Annotated in this window: 15 protein-coding genes and 4 pseudogenes; 4 read left to right on the top strand and 15 right to left on the bottom strand. The window is 56.4% G+C overall.

Annotation, left to right across the window (positions count from 1 at the left end; translation table 11 throughout):
- Window positions 1-5 precede the first annotated feature (5 nt).
- The 9 genes from H096_RS09890 to H096_RS09850 form a co-directional block, all read right to left on the bottom strand.
- A complete protein-coding gene (locus H096_RS09890; protein ID WP_033897945.1) occupies window positions 6-440 on the bottom strand; it encodes a hypothetical protein in 435 nt (144 codons plus the stop codon).
- 29 nt (window positions 441-469) lie between these two features.
- A complete protein-coding gene (locus tag H096_RS09885; RefSeq protein WP_033897944.1) occupies window positions 470-1,036 on the bottom strand; it encodes a hypothetical protein in 567 nt (188 codons plus the stop codon).
- Window positions 1,037-1,185: 149 nt separating this feature from the next.
- Window positions 1,186-1,818 carry an isochorismate family cysteine hydrolase YcaC gene (gene ycaC / locus H096_RS09880; RefSeq protein WP_016978556.1) on the bottom strand — a complete coding sequence of 211 codons (633 nt, stop codon included), beginning with the start codon at window positions 1,816-1,818 and terminating at the stop codon, window positions 1,186-1,188.
- Window positions 1,819-1,928: 110 nt separating this feature from the next.
- A complete protein-coding gene (locus tag H096_RS09875) occupies window positions 1,929-2,309 on the bottom strand; it encodes an OB-fold domain-containing protein (RefSeq protein WP_033897943.1) in 381 nt (126 codons plus the stop codon).
- 1 nt (window position 2,310) lies between these two features.
- Window positions 2,311-3,489 (bottom strand): thiolase domain-containing protein, encoded by a 1,179-nt coding sequence (locus H096_RS09870; protein ID WP_033897942.1) that lies wholly within the window; start codon window positions 3,487-3,489, stop codon window positions 2,311-2,313.
- Window positions 3,486-5,483: an acetoacetate--CoA ligase gene (locus tag H096_RS09865; protein ID WP_033897939.1), complete on the bottom strand. Its 1,998-nt coding sequence runs from the start codon at window positions 5,481-5,483 to the stop codon at window positions 3,486-3,488. Before H096_RS09865 ends, H096_RS09870 begins: the two co-directional genes overlap by 4 nt.
- A gap of 118 nt (window positions 5,484-5,601) precedes the next feature.
- On the bottom strand, window positions 5,602-6,330 hold the full coding sequence (locus H096_RS09860) for a TetR/AcrR family transcriptional regulator C-terminal domain-containing protein (RefSeq protein WP_033897937.1): 729 nt from the start codon (window positions 6,328-6,330) through the stop codon (window positions 5,602-5,604).
- 74 nt (window positions 6,331-6,404) lie between these two features.
- Window positions 6,405-7,667 (bottom strand): aminotransferase class III-fold pyridoxal phosphate-dependent enzyme, encoded by a 1,263-nt coding sequence (locus H096_RS09855; protein WP_237142531.1) that lies wholly within the window; start codon window positions 7,665-7,667, stop codon window positions 6,405-6,407.
- On the bottom strand, window positions 7,660-8,994 hold the full coding sequence (locus H096_RS09850; RefSeq protein WP_237142530.1) for an amino acid permease: 1,335 nt from the start codon (window positions 8,992-8,994) through the stop codon (window positions 7,660-7,662). The genes H096_RS09855 and H096_RS09850 overlap by 8 nt, the downstream gene beginning before the upstream one ends.
- Before the next feature lie 502 nt (window positions 8,995-9,496).
- Here H096_RS09850 and H096_RS34490 point away from each other — a divergent pair.
- Window positions 9,497-9,727: a hypothetical protein gene (locus tag H096_RS34490; RefSeq protein ID WP_033897935.1), complete on the top strand. Its 231-nt coding sequence runs from the start codon at window positions 9,497-9,499 to the stop codon at window positions 9,725-9,727.
- Between the two features lie 177 nt (window positions 9,728-9,904).
- On the opposite strand, the gene H096_RS09840 is transcribed toward H096_RS34490, so the two are convergent.
- Both H096_RS09840 and H096_RS34485 read right to left on the bottom strand, forming a co-directional pair.
- Window positions 9,905-10,975 (bottom strand): Abi family protein, encoded by a 1,071-nt coding sequence (locus tag H096_RS09840; RefSeq protein ID WP_033897933.1) that lies wholly within the window; start codon window positions 10,973-10,975, stop codon window positions 9,905-9,907.
- 722 nt (window positions 10,976-11,697) lie between these two features.
- Window positions 11,698-11,889, bottom strand: a pseudogene (locus H096_RS34485) (site-specific integrase); the annotation flags it as partial.
- Between the two features lie 156 nt (window positions 11,890-12,045).
- Here H096_RS34485 and H096_RS09835 point away from each other — a divergent pair.
- Window positions 12,046-13,293, top strand: a complete 1,248-nt coding sequence (locus H096_RS09835) for a PD-(D/E)XK nuclease family protein (RefSeq protein WP_051421994.1) — start codon at window positions 12,046-12,048, stop codon at window positions 13,291-13,293.
- A 698-nt stretch (window positions 13,294-13,991) separates the two neighbouring features.
- Here H096_RS09835 and H096_RS09830 read toward each other — a convergent pair.
- The gene (locus tag H096_RS09830) at window positions 13,992-14,393 is read right to left on the bottom strand and encodes a hypothetical protein (RefSeq protein ID WP_033897991.1); all 402 of its coding nucleotides are present in this window, start codon (window positions 14,391-14,393) and stop codon (window positions 13,992-13,994) included.
- On the opposite strand from H096_RS09830, the pseudogene H096_RS33040 reads away from it, so the two are divergent.
- Window positions 14,394-14,810: pseudogene (locus H096_RS33040) on the top strand (helix-turn-helix domain-containing protein); the annotation flags it as partial.
- Between the two features lie 59 nt (window positions 14,811-14,869).
- On the opposite strand, the pseudogene H096_RS09825 reads toward H096_RS33040, so the two are convergent.
- Window positions 14,870-15,237: pseudogene (locus H096_RS09825) on the bottom strand (hypothetical protein); the annotation flags it as partial.
- On the opposite strand from H096_RS09825, the pseudogene H096_RS33035 reads away from it, so the two are divergent.
- Window positions 15,238-15,543: pseudogene (locus H096_RS33035) on the top strand (potassium transporter Kup); the annotation flags it as partial.
- A 43-nt stretch (window positions 15,544-15,586) separates the two neighbouring features.
- On the opposite strand, the gene H096_RS34725 reads toward H096_RS33035, so the two are convergent.
- A complete protein-coding gene (locus H096_RS34725) occupies window positions 15,587-15,715 on the bottom strand; it encodes a hypothetical protein (protein ID WP_256675350.1) in 129 nt (42 codons plus the stop codon).
- A 92-nt stretch (window positions 15,716-15,807) separates the two neighbouring features.
- Window positions 15,808-16,349 (bottom strand): hypothetical protein (locus tag H096_RS09815; protein ID WP_051421998.1); only part of this gene is annotated, 542 nt, incomplete at its 5' end.

Genomic DNA, 16,349 nt, shown 5'->3' with positions numbered 1-16,349 from the left:
CAGCCTCAAAACCCCGGCGGAATATACCCAGGCACAAATGGCACATTCAGGCACTTGCCATGCAGGATCCGGCCATCTTCAATCCTGAACAGCACGATCTTCTTCGTTTTATCCACCGTGGCTTCCAGCTTGCAATCCGAACTGTGCCCTACCTGCTGGTAATACTCGGTGTACACCATCCCGTTCCCGGTGTGATTCATTGAAGTCCCGGCGGCTTCAGTGGTCGTCCATGAAGAGGACTTGTGCCAAGTCATCACCACCTGCGTGTCGCCATTGGGCGCATTTTGCTTCTTCATCGAGTCGGGCTTGCCGAATAAATCCAGCGCCTCTTGCACGTCCCGGCCTTCCCATCGCGATTGTGCAATCAGGTGGCACCCACTGATAAACAGTACGGCAGGCAACAAAAGCCCAGCCAGCAACCGCCTTGTCCATGTAGGCATGGTGAATCCTTCTTGTAGGTGAGTGTGGCTCAACGCTTGTTGCCCAGCATGTCGTCGAGGTCATCGATCATCTGGCTTTTTTCCTGAGTCGGCCCCAATTGCTGGAACATCGCTTTGGTGGTCTGGATCATCTGCAAGTGGGTCATCTTGCCCATGGCGATGGTGTCCTTGCTCTTGCCCGGTTCGCAGACATACGCGAGCGTGCGGTCGAGCCAGAACTCCTTCGGCGTCTGCCACGTGTTGGAGACCTTCAAGTGCGTGAGGGTGTAGGAAAACGGCGCGACCGACTGGCCGTTGAGAAAGCGCACCTTGCGCGTGGAGCACTGCACTTCGATGTTGTACACATCGATCATCGGCTTGCCCGGTTCTTCATACACCACCGTGACGGCCACCAGCTTCGCGCCCTTGTTGTGGTTCGAGGGCACCACGGAGGTACGGTCGGCCACATACATCACATTTTTATGGGCTCGGCCGCTGCCGTAGATGATCGACCAGTCGCCGATCGGTGTTTCTTCATCGGCCAATACCGACGTTGTGCTGATCAGCAAGACGGGCAGCAGTGCCAGGCAGCGCCCGACTTTGGTTAAGGTATTCAATAGCGTCCTTCCTTGAGGCTCGAAATAAGCGAAGGACTTTAGTGGTGAGGCGGCGCCGTCACAATTAGGGCGAGTGTGCTAATGGCGCATTGCTAGTTAACCAAAAAAGCCTGCGTTTTAAGGCAGGCTTAGTGTGTGCAGCAGTTGAGTTAGTCCTTACGCGCCGTCAACGCTGAGTAACCGTTCATCAAGTTACGATAGTTGGGAATGCGCTGGGACAACAGGTTCCCCAGCCCTTCGATATCGTTGCGCCAGTCGCGGTGCAACTCACACGCCACCGAGAACCAGTTCATCAACTGCGCACCCGCTTGCGTCATCCGGCTCCACGCCGCCTGCTGCACAGTGGTATTGAACGTGCCCGATGCATCGGTCACCACAAACACCTCAAACCCTTCCGCCAGCGCCGACAGGGTCGGGAACGCTACGCACACATCCGTGACCACGCCGGCAATGATGATCTGCTTACGGCCGGTGGCCTTGATCGCCTTGACGAAGTCTTCGTTGTCCCATGCGTTGATCTGGCCTGGGCGGGCGATGTACGGCGCGTCCGGAAACATCTCTTTCAACTCTGGCACCAGCGGGCCGTTGGGGCCTTGCTCGAAGCTGGTGGTGAGGATGGTCGGTAGGTTGAAGAACTTGGCCAGGTCGGCCAGGGCCAGCACGTTGTTCTTGAACTCGTTGGGCGAGAAGTCCTGCACCAGGGAAATCAGGCCGGTCTGGTGGTCGACCAGCAGAACAATGGCGTCGTCTTTATTGAGGCGGTTGTAGGTTGCAGTGCTCATGGTTGAATCCTTTTTTGTTTAGGTTGGTGGGGCGTTGCGTTCAACATGGGCACAGATTAATGGGTGAGCATGGGGTGATAAATCGTCTGCGGTGTGTCTTACCGTCAACCCTAAGGAGACAATGTGAACACAGGTGTTTTTTGCCCGTTCGGCGTCGGTGCAAAGGCCACTTTGAGCCGTTGGCCGATGCGCAACTGTCGTGGCTCGTCGCACTGGACAACCGATAATATTGTTGGCCCTTCATCGAGCGTTACGTAGGCGATGCAATACGTCTCATGGTTCCGCCCGCTGTAGCTGAAGCTGTACAAGGTGGCGTTGCCGCTGGCGAAGATCCAATCGGTGTGGGCGCTGCCAGTAAACGGGCTGTGGTCGCGGGGGTAGAAATACGGCTTGCCGGTGTCGAGGCAGCGGCGCAGCAGTAGCTGTTCGCGGTTGGCAGCCTCCCAGAACGGTGCGCTTTCGGGGGTGATGTGCGGTGAGGTCAGGTGCATATCAAAGGCGCTCCAGAATAAGCGTCGCACTGCCGTGCCGTGAGCCCAGCAAACCCCCGGTGCCGTGGGCCAGGGCCAGCGCGCAGTCGGGCCGTTGCACCGCCGGGTGAGCTTCTCCACGGAGTTGCCGCACCGCTTCTATCAGCCGGGCCATTCCGCCGCGATTGCCAGGATGGTTGTTGCACAGCCCACCGCCGTCGGTGTTGATTGCCAACGGACCCACGCCGCTGATCAATTTGCCGTCGGCAACAAAGGCGCCGCCCTGACCAGGTGCGCAGAAACCGAGGTTTTCCAGCTGGATCAGGACAGTGATGGTGAAGCTGTCGTACAGCGAGGCGTAGCGGATATCCCCGGGTTTGAGCCGTGCTTCGGCGAACGCATCGGCACCCGACTTCACCGCACCGGAAGACAGCAGGTCGAAATAGCCGCCGTTCAAATGGCTGATCGAATAACCGGCGCCAATCGGTGTAATCAACGGCCGCTTGAGGGCGCGCGCGATGGACGGATGCACCACCACCAGCGCGCCACCGCCATCGCTGATCACGCAGCAATCCAGCCGTCGCAAGGGCGCTGCGATCAGCGGCGAGTTCAACACATCCTCCACCGTCACGACCTTGCGCAACATCGCCTGAGGATTGTGTTGGGCGTGGTGCGACGCCGCGACTTTGATCCAGGCCAGTTGCTCGGCGGTGGTGCCGTGTTCGTACTGATGGCGCATGGCGCACATCGCGTAGAGGTTGGTCACGGCGGCGCCGTAGGGCATTTCAAAGGGCGCTTCGCAGGTGGTTTGCGGTTGATCGAGGTGACTGGTATCCGGTCGCTGGCGCTCGGCGCGTGGGCGGCCGGCCTGGGTGATCAGGGCCACGGTGCAAAGCCCGTCGGCAATGGCGCGGGTGGCCTGGGCGACGTGATGAAGGTAGGAAGAGCCCCAGCTTTCTGTAGTCTCCAGGTGCCGGGGTTGTATGCCTAGGTATTCGACCATGGAGAAAGGTCCTACACCGGGTGCGTCCCAACCGGGTACGTCACCCGCGCAGAAGTAACCGTCCACATCACTGAGGCTAAGCCCCGCATCCGCCAAGGCGCCTCGGGCCACATCCGCATGCAGTTGCGCGAGAGAGCGATCCACCGCATGACGTGTGGGATGTTCATAAGCGCCGACAACAAAGGCTTTGCCCTTCATGATTGGCACCTGCGGTTGGCGTATTCGATAAAAAACGCCAGCGCCTGTGGATCGCGCATGGCGCTGGGGTTGGCGACGCTTTGCGGGTCGTGGCCCATCAGGATTCGGCGCACCGGCACTTCCATTTTTTTACCGGTAAGCGTCAGCGGAATCAGCGACACTGCGATGATCTGGTCCGGCACATGCCGGGGCGTACAAGCCTGCCGCAAGCACTCACACACGCGTTGGCGCAATGCTTCGTCCAGCACGGCACCAGGGTGCAGTTGGATAAATAGCGGCATGAAGAAACCACCCTCGGGCAGATCCAGATTCACGATCAGGGCATCGTCGATTTCCTCTATCGGCTCCAGCGCCCGGTAGATCTCTGCCGTGCCGATCCGCACCCCAAAGCGATTCAGCGTCGCATCCGAACGCCCGAGCACCTGGCAGCCTCCGCGGGCATTGAGCAGGAAAAAATCCCCATGACGCCACACGCCAGGCCAGGGTTGGAAATAGCTGTCGCGGTAACGCTCATCCCCCGGATCATTCCAGAAATACACCGGCATCGACGGCATCGGTGACGTCACCACCAACTCGCCCACTTGATCAATCACCGCCCGGCCCTGTTCATCAAACGCATGGGCATCCACCCCCAAGGCTTGCGCCTGGATCTCCCCGGCATACACCGGCAGCGTGGGCACGCCACTCACCAGGCCGGTGCAAATATCCGTGCCACCGCTGCCCGTGGTCACCCACACATCGGCCTTGAGGTGGCGATAAAACCAGGCGTTGCACTGTGGCGAAACCGGCGAGCCCACGGGCATGACGGTGCGTAGCGCGCCCAGGTCAAAGCGCTCCCGAGGCACCACGTCGTGGCGTTTCATCAATTCGATATAGGTTGGGCTGGTGCCGAAAAAACTGGCGCGACTGTCTTGCAGAATTTGCCACAGCGTATCGATATTCGGCCAAGTGGGATGGCCGTCGTACAGCACCGGCCGCACCCCGCAGAGCAACGCGCTGAACAAGGTGTTCCACATCATCCAGCCCGTGGTGGTGAAGATGAATGCGGCATCACCGGGGCGAAAATCCAGGTGCAGATGCAGGGCCTTCAGCTGCTCCAGCAGAATGCCACCATGGCTCTGCACGATGGCTTTGGGCAGTCCGGTCGTGCCGGAAGAAAACAGCACCCAGAGCGGCTGATCGAAAGGCAGTTGCTCGCAATGGAAATCGGCGGCGGGCACCGTCGGACGTTGCTGCAACGTAGGCCAGTCGATGGCGTTCGCGAGCATCAGCGGGTCATCGGGAAACAGCGCCGGCAGCACAATGACGTGCTCGATACTCTCCAGCTCGCGGGCGATATGCCGCACCTGCTCTCGCCGGTCAAACACCTTGCCGCCATAGCGATACCCATCCACCGCCAACAGCACCTTGGGCGACAATTGCCGCACCCGATCCAACACGCCCTCCGCGCCGAAATCCGGTGAGCAACTGGCCCAGACAGCTCCGATGCAAGCACAGGCACACAGCGCGATCATCGCCTCGGGGATGTTCGGCAGGTAAGCCACAACCCGGTCACCCGGCACGACGCCCGACTCACGTAGATAGGTCGCCAGCTTGCGCACCTGATCGGCGAATTCACTCCAGGGCAAGCCTTGCAGGCCGGTGGTTTCATTCAAGTAGAGCAGCGCGTCGCCGTCCTGCTCATTGCGCAGAATATGCTCGGCAAAGTTCAAGCGTGCGCCGGGAAACCACTGCGCACCGGGCATTGCTCGATCACCCAGCACTGCCAGATGTGGGCTGCTGGCCTGCACCTGAAAGTGATCCCAGATCGACTGCCAGAAGGCTTCCGGTTTATCGACCGACCACTGCCATAGGGCTTGATAGTCGGCAAACCTGAGCCCGCGCTCGCGCCTCAGCCAATCCAGATAATGCGTGAGTCGGGCGTGTTGAAGGTGTTCAGGGGAGGGCAGCCAGAGCAGTTGGCCCTGGACCACGTTGTCGAATGCAGTTGCCACGATAAAAGACCTCTGACGTTTTTGTTATTCGAGTCATGGGTGCTCTTGCGTGGCGGACTGTAGCGATAAGCTGTACATCGTACAATTAGTGGCGTTTCTGGTTTTGTTGTACGAATTTTCAGCAGCGCAAGGCTTGGGTTTCCAGGCCGCAGAGGAGGGTATCGACGTAAAACGTGAAGCTCTCATCGAGCGCCGCATCCACCCCGTTTTGCCAGCGCAGGCTGAAACCGCGATTGCTCAACTGGTCCATATTCTGCGCGAGAGTGGGGTGTTTTTCGGCGTCGACGGCACGCAGGTTTTCCTGCACCTGGTGCTGCCATGCCTCGGTGTTTTCCGGCAATGGCGCGTACTCCAATGTGGTGAAACCGGCAAGCGCGGCAATGAACGTATTGTAGGCACCGACCAGGGAAGGGCCGCTGAAACCCGCCTGTTGCAGAGCCGCCAACACGCCTTCGACCAACTTGAAGTCAGTGCTGGAGTTGGAGACCAATTGCGACCCCAGCAACGGCGCGATATTCGGGTGCTGGTGCACGGCGTCATGGCAGTTGACCATCGCCGCACGCAGGTAGTCCTGCCAACGTTCCTGAGGGGGCGGGGCGACATCTTGCAGGACGTTGGCCAGCACTTCGCTCAACAACAACTCCCGCGACGAGATGTACCAATAGATCGCCGTCGGGTACACCCCAAGGCTGTTGGCCAGGTTGCGCAGGCTGCATTTGTCCAGGCCATCGCGATCGATCAGCGCCAGCGCGGCGGCGATGATGGTGTCCCTGTTCAATGGGCTTTTCGCGTCTTCGCCAGCGGTCTTCTTGCGCCTGCCCCGAGGGTTTGCGGTTTTGCTGGTCATTGTTGTGGGTTCCGGTTGAGCGACGGCGAAAGGATAGCGGTTCACCGATTCGCTGTCGCTCTGCCGGGGCGGGGTCAGCTTCCTCCGTAGCGCTCGACAAATGCCTGTGTGGCCGATATCAGCCTGCTTAGTTCGCGCTCAGTCAGTGGCAAGCTCAGTGCAAACAACCCGCGTCGCGCGCTATAGATCCCAGATTCGAGCAGGTGAAAGAAGAACAGGTCGCGTAGGTCGTTTCGTTCCGTTGGAATGTCCGAGGGCCGACGGATGAGTAAGCCCGTGGGATGCAGATTCATCACCGAACCTTGTCCGGTAAATTGCATCGCCATGGGGGCCAGTGCTTGATTGAGCTGTTCGCGTAGCTTGTTGCCTCGAGCATTCAGGTCCGATGCGGCTTCGCGGGTATACACCTGCTCCAATCCGGCGATACCCGCCGCCATGGTCAGCACATTGTTGTTGAACGTGCCCGCATGGGAGAGGCTCCCGTGACGCGGGTCGAACTGCCCCATGATGTCCCGCCGCCCACCGAGGACACCGCACGGCATGCCGCCGCCGATGTATTTGCCCAGGGTGATCAGGTCGGGCGTGATGCCGAGTTTTTCCTGCAGGCCACCGGGGCCAAGGCGCGAGGTCATCACTTCGTCGAAGATCAGCAGTGAACCGTGGGCTTGGCTCCTTTCCCTTAGGCCTTCGAGAAAACCCGGCTCTGCGCAAATACACCCGCCTGCACCGAGCATCGGCTCTACCAGGATGGCCGAGATGTCGACATGCTCACGCAGCAAACGCTCGACGCTCTCCAGGTCGTTATAGTCAGCCAGGTACACCCGATGCGGCACATTCATCGCTGTGCTCGTCCCGGCAAAACTCAACACGCCACCATGGTAACCGCCGTTGAACGCGATGACGCCGTTGCGCCCCGTGTAGGCTTTTGCCGCCGCCAGTGCGAGCAGATTCGCCTCGGTGCCAGAGTTGGTAAAGCGCACCTGCTCAATGCAACTGAAGCGTTCCACAATCAGCGTCGCCAGTCGCGCTTCCAGTTCTGTGTGTGCGCTCAGGTTCAACCCGTTCGCCATCGCTTCTGACAGCGCATGGATGATCACCGGATGAGAGTGCCCATACAACGCCGCCGTGTATTCGGCCAAAAAGTCGACATAACGGTGCCCGTCCAGATCGTCGAGAAAGCACCCATTGCCGCCCGTCATCACCAACGGAAACGGCTCGTAAAACAGCACCGAGCGGGTGTTACCCCCTGGCATCACCCGCGCCGCCCAATCCAGTTGACGTGCACTGTTGGGATTGGCCTGGATGTACCGTTGAATGCAATGTTCCAGCTCAAGCATTCCAGGCATCACCCACCCCCTTCTTCAGCGCCGCACGTTTCGGATACACCAGCATCAACAACCCGAACCACGCCGCCGCAACATAAAACGCCGCCCGCGTTTCCGGGTCGCGGATCACCAACACCGTCAGCACACCCAGGTAACCCAGCACCAAGACACTGCTGACCTTGGGCCAGGGCAAACGGTAATGCACCTGCTCCAAGCCATTGCGCTGCACCTTGCGGCGATAAGCCATATGCGCGGTGATAATCACCACCCATACCCAAATCAACAGGCCCAGAATGCCGGTGATCAACAGGCTGAAAATGCGCTCCGGAATCAGGTAGTTAAGCAGCACCCCCACCAGCAAAATCGCAGTGGACACCATCAAGCACCGAGCCGGTACCTGGCGCGGGCTCAACACCCGCAACTGACGCGGCGCCTGCTGAATATGTGACAGTGCAAATAACATTCGGCTGGTGGCAAACAGCCCGGTATTACAGGAAGACGCCAACGCGCTGATCACCACAAAATTGATCAGCCCAGCCGCCATCCCCAGCCCGATACTGTCGAACACCATCACAAACGGGCTTTGCGACGTGTCGATCTGATTCCACGGATACAGCGCCATGATCACCGCCGTCGACCCCAGGTAAAAAATCGCCATGCGCCACAAAATGCTATTGATCGCCCGTGGCAACGTGCGCTGCGGCTCCGCCGTTTCCGCCGCGACCAGACCGACCACCTCAATCCCGGCAAAGGTAAAAGCGGCGACAGGCACCGCAAACCAAAACCCACTCCAGCCATTCGGAAAAAACCCACCGTGCTGCCAGAGATTGGCTACCGAGGGTGTCGTCTGCGCCGACGTCTCCAGCCCAAACAGCAGAATCACCAACCCCGCCCCAATCAGCCCGACAATCGTCAACACCTTGATCAACGCCAGCCAGAACTCCACCTCGCCGAAGGTCTTCACCGCAAACAGATTGATCACCATCAACACGCCTACAGTGACCAAGGCCGGAATCCACTGCGGCAACTCCGGAAACCAATACTTCATCAACACCCCGATCCCGGTCACCTCCAGCACCCCCACCAGAATCCAGATCATCCAATACGACCACCCCGTGATAAACGCCACTCGCGGCCCCAAAAACTCTTCCGCATAGGTCGCAAACGACCCACTGCTGGGCCGATACAACGACAACTCCCCCAGCGCCCGCGCAATCAGATAAACCATCCCCCCACACAACGCATACGCCAGCAACAACGCCGGCCCCGCCGTGGCAATCGCCTTGCCCGACCCCAAAAACAAACCGGCCCCGATAATTCCGCCGATTGCGATCAACATCACATGGCGCTCTTTAAGCGATCGCGCCAAGCCATGGTTGGAAGAGTGAAGCGGTGTTGTGGACATCAGCATTCCCCCGTACTGCGTTGCGCAGTGGATGTGGGTGGTGGTCCGGCTTGGGCCGGTTTTATTGTACGGCGTGCAATAAGCAGGTTTTGGGCCATCGAGGAGAGGCCGCGAAGAATTGGGGTTTAAACGACTTGTTTAGATATGCGTGTAAGAAAGTTTTCTTGGTGTTCATTTTGTGTAGGAGAGCGAGGTGAGTGTCACCTGGGAACACAGGTGTGTGGGGGGAACCCAAAGGCGGGAATGACCTGATTTTCAAGGGCCAGCAGGGCACATCCTTTTCATTTGCAGGACGTTTCCGAGAGAATCCCCAGCGCATTGCGCCAGCGGGGATGGGTGACTAGGCTCCGGATCGTCACTGCTTATTCAGTGATCGGGTTTAGTCGCCCGGATTCGATTGGTACACACTTTTAATTGGAGTTGTGCCAAGAAAAAAATGCCCTTTTCGAACTCTCGCTCTGCGCTTGCGCCTAATCCATTTACCGTTAATGAAGAACTCAGCTTTGAGGATGCTTGGCTGCGTGTGGCTGAGTTGCTGCAATGTGCGGTGGCGACGTCGCAGGTGCTCGGGGAACCCCAGGGTGCGCCGCTGAGGGCGGTGATGCATTTGGTGGAGATGGCGAAGATGGTGGCGGATCGGGCGGTGGAGTGTAGGCAGACGAAGTGATGTGATATTTACATTTGGTCAGCGGTGAGGCTGGCCAAATGTCGCTATTTGTCATTTTTGGCGACACGTCGTTTCTTTATGTGGTTACTGGCGACATATCACCATCCGTACCGCACTTGATGATTGCGCTTACCCGTCCTTGAAAAAACGTTGATGCGTGAGAATGAACCTGCTGCCTCAATACTTCCGGTGGGGTTTTGAAATCACGCCTTTGAGCTTCCCAGCTTCCAGCACGAGGGCATAGCAGACAAAGCCCCGAAAAATATGGGTGAGGGCGATAGCGCCCTCGGCACCGTCGACTTTTGCATAGGCGCGCGCAGCATCGGTATGGGCGCATACGTCACCCAAACTGTGCTCGGTTAGATCGATCAGCCCGCTTTCGTCTGCGCAAGAGAACATAAACTCACCTAGCTCAGCAGCTTTGAGTATGCCGACCGTCTCCCCAGACTTGTCATCCAAGCAAACAATGAACTTGGTCTGCGGTTGCTTAGCTTTTAGGTCTGACAATTTTGTAGTGATCGGTAAGGTCGAAAAGTCACTATCGCAGAGGGACGCTAACGTTGGCCCAGCGCCTAGCCCTGACGACGGTCTGGATCGCATAACTTTATGCACAGTTGAGTGACACTTGATCCGGTTTTCGGCTGTTGCTGATCGATACCCCACGACTTGCAGGATTTCTTTGTGCATCAACGAGACGTCTAGCGCGAAAATCGGTTCATGGTGAGCTATGCGATTTCGGAAATTGTTGATACTCATCATCAGAGTCTGAAGCGAAGCTCTAGTGATTGAGGGGTTGAGCGGCATCAATGTCTTGATGTTGGTCTGCCACAGTGGTCGGTCATAGGATGCTCGGAATAGGTTGGACCAGAAGTCAAACGTAAGCCGAGACACCACATCATCCTTTTGCGCAGGAGCGCTACCCTTCGACGCCCGGTCGATTGCCTTTTTCAAGGTTGCTAAGCTTTCCGGTGTGATCATCGACCGGAAAGCCGCATCCAGGTGCCATTGGTTCGTGTACTGCGTGCACAGAATCTCGTCGATTGCATTGCGCACCACAACTTCAGTCACATGCAGTGGAAAGAGGAATGCCTTGGCCAATCTGGCGTTGTAAAGATAGAGCTCGAAAGCAAAGTCATCTTTGTGACCTGCTTTTTTGAGATAAGTGGAGTACCGTTTGCTCGAAATCAGTGCCTCCAGATCCCTCGCGATAGGCGCTCCGTACGAGAACGACTGTTGACTCTCCGCCATGGGCGTGTATATTCCTCATTAACTAGCAGCTGATGTGGCCCCTCTGATCCCTTGGATCAAGCGCCCTCCGCACTAGATCTAGAGCCCCGGGACAGTCAAACTCTCCCGGGGTTTCGCTTTTCTGGGAAACCATTTTGGCCATGGTATCTCGACCCCCTCGATACTCGAAAGCGAATGTGTTTGATTGGGGCAGGTCCGTTCCTCTGACCGCAAAACGAAGGACGTTACCCTAGCCGTCCTTGCTGTATGAGTACACCCGTTGAACTGCCAACCTGTCACAGGCATTGCTTTGTCGGTGGATGTAAATATTTAAGGCATTAAAAAGCCGGCTTGTGGGCGGCTTATTTATTTGCTTAAGCTATTGATTTTAAATTAAATTCTTTAATGAATAAATTTTGTCCCCCCACTTATCCCCCCAGTCTGACTCTGTGTGAAAGCTTGTGCCTTGATGTGTGTTGTCATGCTTTGCCGAGCGCGGTGCATTTACTGAAAATGTTGCAACAGGTTTTGGTCTATACCTCGCAGGGCGATCATGAAAGTGATCAAGTAGCTCTCCTGATTTAAGCACTGGCTGGAAGACATGCCCCGAGTCGGTGGCTACTGACTAACTCCGCTGAAAAAGTCGGTTTTCGATGCAGCACTATTCTGAAGCAAAAAATCGACCTCCTAGAATCGCGTACATGCAACGATCTCCCTCTGGGTAATGCGTCAGTAAGGCCATGCATCATGGTCGCTCCCGCGCGACGCAGGTCATGGTGTGTCCAATCGCGGTTCTGACCGTCTGCTAGAGCCCGGGTGTCGTCGTGTTGTCTGCTTGAGAGGGCCTCACGATTTTTGAACCTGGCCCGGCGATCGCCCAGCTTTTTACTCACCACCTTGTTGTCGAGATGTTCCTCGTTTTGTTTAGCTGGAAAAGTATCACTGAGAATGCTCAGCCAGGATCTTTACCCAAACCAGACGCGGTCGAACCGGCCCGGTATCATGCTGGCCATTTAAGATCTTGTCCGTAACGGCCAGGGTTTTCCTTTTCCAGTGCGCAGCCCCCCTGCGCTGCATGCTTGGAGCAGTCCATGACAGTTAGCCCAGAGGTCGAGCAGGCCGCCAGTCTGCTGCTGGAAGAAGTCCGAATTCGTATCGCCTCGTTGGCACAGGCGAAAAAACGTTACAGCGCGCAATTGGCACCTGATTTTTATTTGCTGGATTTTTTGCGCCGTGATGAAAACGGTTTGTCCCGCTACTTTGCCCTGTTGCTTGATCCGCAGGGTGTACATGGTCAGGGCGCGCTGTTTTTAAAGGCGTTTATTGGCTGTTTAGGTGAGGCAGCGAGTTGGGCCTTGGCTGCTGAGCACTGTCAAGTTGTGACTGAGCAGCAGGCCAATGGACAGCGTCGGATCGATATCTTCTTACGTCTGGACAATGGTCTGATTGCCATTGAAAACAAGCCTTGGGCTGCCGATCAAAAAAATCAGTTGAAAGACTATGCAGCCTATATCCACGAGCAGGCCACTGGGCAGCGCAGCCTGTTGGTCTATTTGGGCAATGAGGAGCCCAATGAGTCCAGCATCAGCTTGGTTGAGCGCCAGGCGCTTGAGTGCGAGCAACGCTTTGTGCAGATCAATTACAGTCAGGCGATTGCTTGGCTGCAAAGTGCCGTAGTGCACTGTCAGGCAGCAAAGGTACGTTTGTTTGTGGAGGAGCTGATTGAATTTATCCGCTGCCACATTAATGGAGAAAGTGAAGTGGTGGAAACGCAAGAGCTCAAAGAACTGATTCTGACCTCCGCAGGTAACATCGATGCGGCGCTTCGCGTGGCAGCTTCGATCTCTGCAGTGAAAAATCAGCTACTGCAGGATTTTGAGCGAGAATTGAAGACGGCTTTGGCTGAGCAAGACATGCCGCTTAGCAAGGTATCTTTAACCGCAGATGCCAAGCGCTATGCGGGCTTTAGTATTGAGCTCCACTCGGCCCATAAATTTTGTCTGCGCTTTGAGTTCGATGGTAGTGGCTTGAGGTGGTTGGCGTGGGGAATCTGTCGTAATGCAGAAACGGTGCTGCATGAATCTGAAAAATGGCAGCAGATCAACCAAGCCATGAGCGAGTACTTTGGTAAGGGGGACTCCAGTGAATGGTGGCCTTGGTATCCGGCTAATGGCGAGCTGGTTGCCGTGTTCCCAGCGAATTACATGGATTGGTCAAGCTCGCCGGAGCCTTGGTTGCTAATGCGCGATAAAACCGAAGAAGGCATGGTTAAGCGAATTGTCAGGCTGGCGGTAAAAGCAAGAGCCGCTTTGGAGTCCGTGCACGAGGTGATGGTTTAACTGCGATAAGCGCTCAAGGTGGAACACCTCGTGCCCACCCAGCATGCAAACGCAATTCCTCCGCTCGCTCGAATTGTACTGATCGTCAAAGGTTGTGTCGGTAAGAGGAAGTGGCACAGCTGATCCTCGCTAAGCGGAGACGATCTGCGGAAGCGTGGCTATAACGATCGGTTTTGGTAGCCGGCTGAATACAACGGCGACACGCTGGGCGTGGATCTGGGAAATGGGAAATCTTGAGTTGCGCTCGGCCTTGCGGGCGGAAAAGGAGCACGTCCAGCAGTTGCAGAGAAAGCTGGAGATTGTGCAAGCGATGGTGCCGATCGCATGAGGGCCAAGAGTCCGAGACTGCTGAAGTGTTGAGTGCGTTCAACGCCATTTGGAGAATTACCATGCCAGTAAAACCCAGGCCGTTCACATTTGTTTGCAATGACTGCGGATGGAAGAAAACCGTTGCGCCACAAAGTGACGTGCTGGGGCAGGGTGAGTGGTTTGCTCACTGCCCCAAGTGTGGAAACCAGAATTTGAGCCATCGGCGTGCAGGATTTATGGATCGAACGCTGGCTGAGTGGCTTTCACGACTGCGCTGCTTTTGAGGCGACGGTTCCTCCATGCGGTGCCTCGCTCCAATCTGGTGTAGCCGCCACTCATTTTCCCCAAACAATGGGTGGCGACGGTACGCAGGTTGGTTCAGTGAGCTGCTATGACAGCTCCGTGGTGGCGCTCCCCTCACTACCCTCTATATGAAGCAAAAACACATCCCGGGCCACGCTACCCACATAGCGAGTCAGCGCATAATTGGCTGCAGTACCGATCACAACACCCACTCCGAATGGAATAGCCTTGGACGCTGCAGCTTTGGTGAAGTTGATCCCCACCTGTTTGAAAAGCTGTTTGATGGTCTGAAGGGTGGCGCCTTTGAGGTACTCACTGACAACCTTCACTGCCGCTTTCGAAGCGACCTTGGTGGCGCCGCTTGAAGCCATCTGCTCCAGCGATCCGCAAAGCGCGATGACGAAGGACATATGTTTGGCGTCTTCATTTGACATTTTGTCGTTGATCGCAATGCCAAGGCACATCGTCATATCGATTTGCAGTTTCATGTGCCACAACTGTCCAGCGAGACTCATCTGTCTGATGTTCTAACGTGGGCCCGTGTGAACCTTTCGAGTGATCTGTCGCTCGACGTGCTGGCGGACAGGGCGAGAATGAGTCGGCGCACATTTACTCGGCGATTCAGGGAAGCCACCGGAAGCACATTCTCAAAATGGTTAAACGCCCAGCGCGTTGTCAGGGCGCAAGAGCTGTTGGAGACGACTGACTTGCCTATTGAGTGTGTGGCGGGTGAGGCAGGGTTCGGAACGCCCTTATCTTTGAGGCAGCAATTCGGCGTTCATCTTGGCACGTCGCCGTCTGAATATCGGCGTACGTTTTTTCGTGAGATGAGTCCGGGCCGAAAAGCAGACGGAAGTGGGCCCACTGCCGAGTCATTTACTGAGTCTCAGGCAAAAGTTTACTGATGCGCATGAGCTCAGGCTGCATTATCCCTGACAACAGCGCGCAGCGCCTGCAGGGGATGCTAGACGGTCACACCATCTTGCCGTTTCACTTGGCTTCGGCAAGAATATCTGTCAGCCAATAACCGGCCAGGGGCACGAGCGGCGCCCAAGACTGCTTGTAGATCACCTCTGAAGTACCGGCGTTTTTTGTCTCATGCCCATAAGTACCAGACATGCCGCAGCACCCGCTCGCTTGAACCTGTAAATTCAGTCCCATGCGCTCATAGACTTGCTGCCAAAGGCCAATGCTGTTTGGCTCATTTGTCTTTTCAGTGCAGTGGGGAAGGAAGTAATACAGGGCAGCATCTTTGACGCTTTGAGTCTGTGGAAGCGCTCCGGCGAGCCACTCCTGAGGTAGTAATACGATGGGGACTTTGTCGCCCAGGGTCGACGGTTTGAGGTTGAAGCTTACGGCGAAGGGTTCTTCCGAGTCAGTCTCCACTTTGGCTTTATCGAGGAGCCTGACGTACCCGCAGCCTTGAGTGTTTGTCATTTGAGTGAGCTGGACTTCAGTCCGATGCGTACGACCTACGTCCTTAGCCGCGAGACCGTTATCCCGACCAAGCGGATCGGTATGGCTCGTTGGCGAGAAGGCTTGTTCGCTTTTCTGCTGAAGAACGCCAACAGCAACCTTAAATATTTCAACTTGCCGCTGAACCGAGTGATCGAACTGGGTACGCAGGTTGAGATGTAGAAACAAACAAGGCCGCAACTGCGGCCTTGTTCTATTCAGGGTGTCACTCGTGTGAGTGTCCGTGTGCAGCGGACTCGGAGGTTTCTCCTTTCTCACCACCGCCGCATGCCGTCATCAGGCCGAAGAAGCAGATCAGGAGCATCGAACGAAACAGGGTGGTTGGGATTTTCATGGAAGGACTCTTCAAAATTTGGATGAAATAAATGGTCTGGTGCTGGCTGAGCGCTGAATTATCGGCAGCAGGACAGCCATCGCTGTTTTGAATTACTGTTTGACGCTCAAGTAATCGCCGTTGGTTTTAAGTGCAATGGTCACGTCGTTGTTGCTGCGATTACGCCAAAACCAACCATGGGTGCCGTCAAAAATGGCCGTAAATTCACCCTTGTCACTTTTGACCTGCTTGCCCTTGCTGTAGCTGTGGAAGTAACCCTTCTCGCCGTTGTAGGGTTCGCCATGGGTATCGAAGTTCACAGGCCCACCAACCGCAGTCCATTCGTAGCTAACAGACTTGCCCTTCAAGACTTCGAGCTTTATTTCCGTCCCTTCACCTGGCTTGAGCGTGACGCTCATTTGATTCGTCTTCAAAGCTGAAGTTGGCGTGGGTGCCGGCTGAGCAACAGGTTTCGCAACAGGCTGGACTTGCGCGACCTGCATAGCTGGAGCTGGAGCTGATGCTTGCGGCGGAGTTGCATCCGCCAAAGCCTCTTGGGCCAGGATGATCTTCAGTTCGCCCATCTGGGTTAGCCCTAATGCTCGGCCTGCGGATTTCGGAGCACTGTGACCGGCCGTTTCGGTTGATCGTGACC

It is taken from the genome of Pseudomonas sp. FH1 (genome assembly GCF_000510895.2).
Classification (GTDB): domain Bacteria; phylum Pseudomonadota; class Gammaproteobacteria; order Pseudomonadales; family Pseudomonadaceae; genus Aquipseudomonas; species Aquipseudomonas azotoformans_A.
This window is presented reverse-complemented; position numbering and strand designations above follow the sequence as displayed.

Bases quoted from the DNA above. Each gene is read 5' to 3' on its own strand.
- ycaC (WP_016978556.1), bottom strand. From the start codon at position 1,818: ATGAGCACTGCAACCTACAACCGCCTCAATAAAGACGACGCCATTGTT.
- H096_RS09890 (WP_033897945.1), bottom strand. From the start codon at position 440: ATGCCTACATGGACAAGGCGGTTGCTGGCTGGGCTTTTGTTGCCTGCC.
- H096_RS09860 (WP_033897937.1), bottom strand. From the start codon at position 6,330: ATGACCAGCAAAACCGCAAACCCTCGGGGCAGGCGCAAGAAGACCGCT.
- H096_RS09850 (WP_237142530.1), bottom strand. From the start codon at position 8,994: ATGTTGATCGCAATCGGCGGAATTATCGGGGCCGGTTTGTTTTTGGGG.
- H096_RS09875 (WP_033897943.1), bottom strand. From the start codon at position 2,309: ATGCACCTGACCTCACCGCACATCACCCCCGAAAGCGCACCGTTCTGG.
- H096_RS09855 (WP_237142531.1), bottom strand. From the start codon at position 7,667: ATGCTTGAGCTGGAACATTGCATTCAACGGTACATCCAGGCCAATCCC.
- H096_RS09830 (WP_033897991.1), bottom strand. From the start codon at position 14,393: ATGAAACTGCAAATCGATATGACGATGTGCCTTGGCATTGCGATCAAC.
- H096_RS09840 (WP_033897933.1), bottom strand. From the start codon at position 10,975: ATGGCGGAGAGTCAACAGTCGTTCTCGTACGGAGCGCCTATCGCGAGG.
- H096_RS09835 (WP_051421994.1), top strand. From the start codon at position 12,046: ATGACAGTTAGCCCAGAGGTCGAGCAGGCCGCCAGTCTGCTGCTGGAA.
- H096_RS34725 (WP_256675350.1), bottom strand. From the start codon at position 15,715: ATGAAAATCCCAACCACCCTGTTTCGTTCGATGCTCCTGATCTGCTTC.
- H096_RS34490 (WP_033897935.1), top strand. From the start codon at position 9,497: ATGCCCTTTTCGAACTCTCGCTCTGCGCTTGCGCCTAATCCATTTACC.
- H096_RS09870 (WP_033897942.1), bottom strand. From the start codon at position 3,489: ATGAAGGGCAAAGCCTTTGTTGTCGGCGCTTATGAACATCCCACACGT.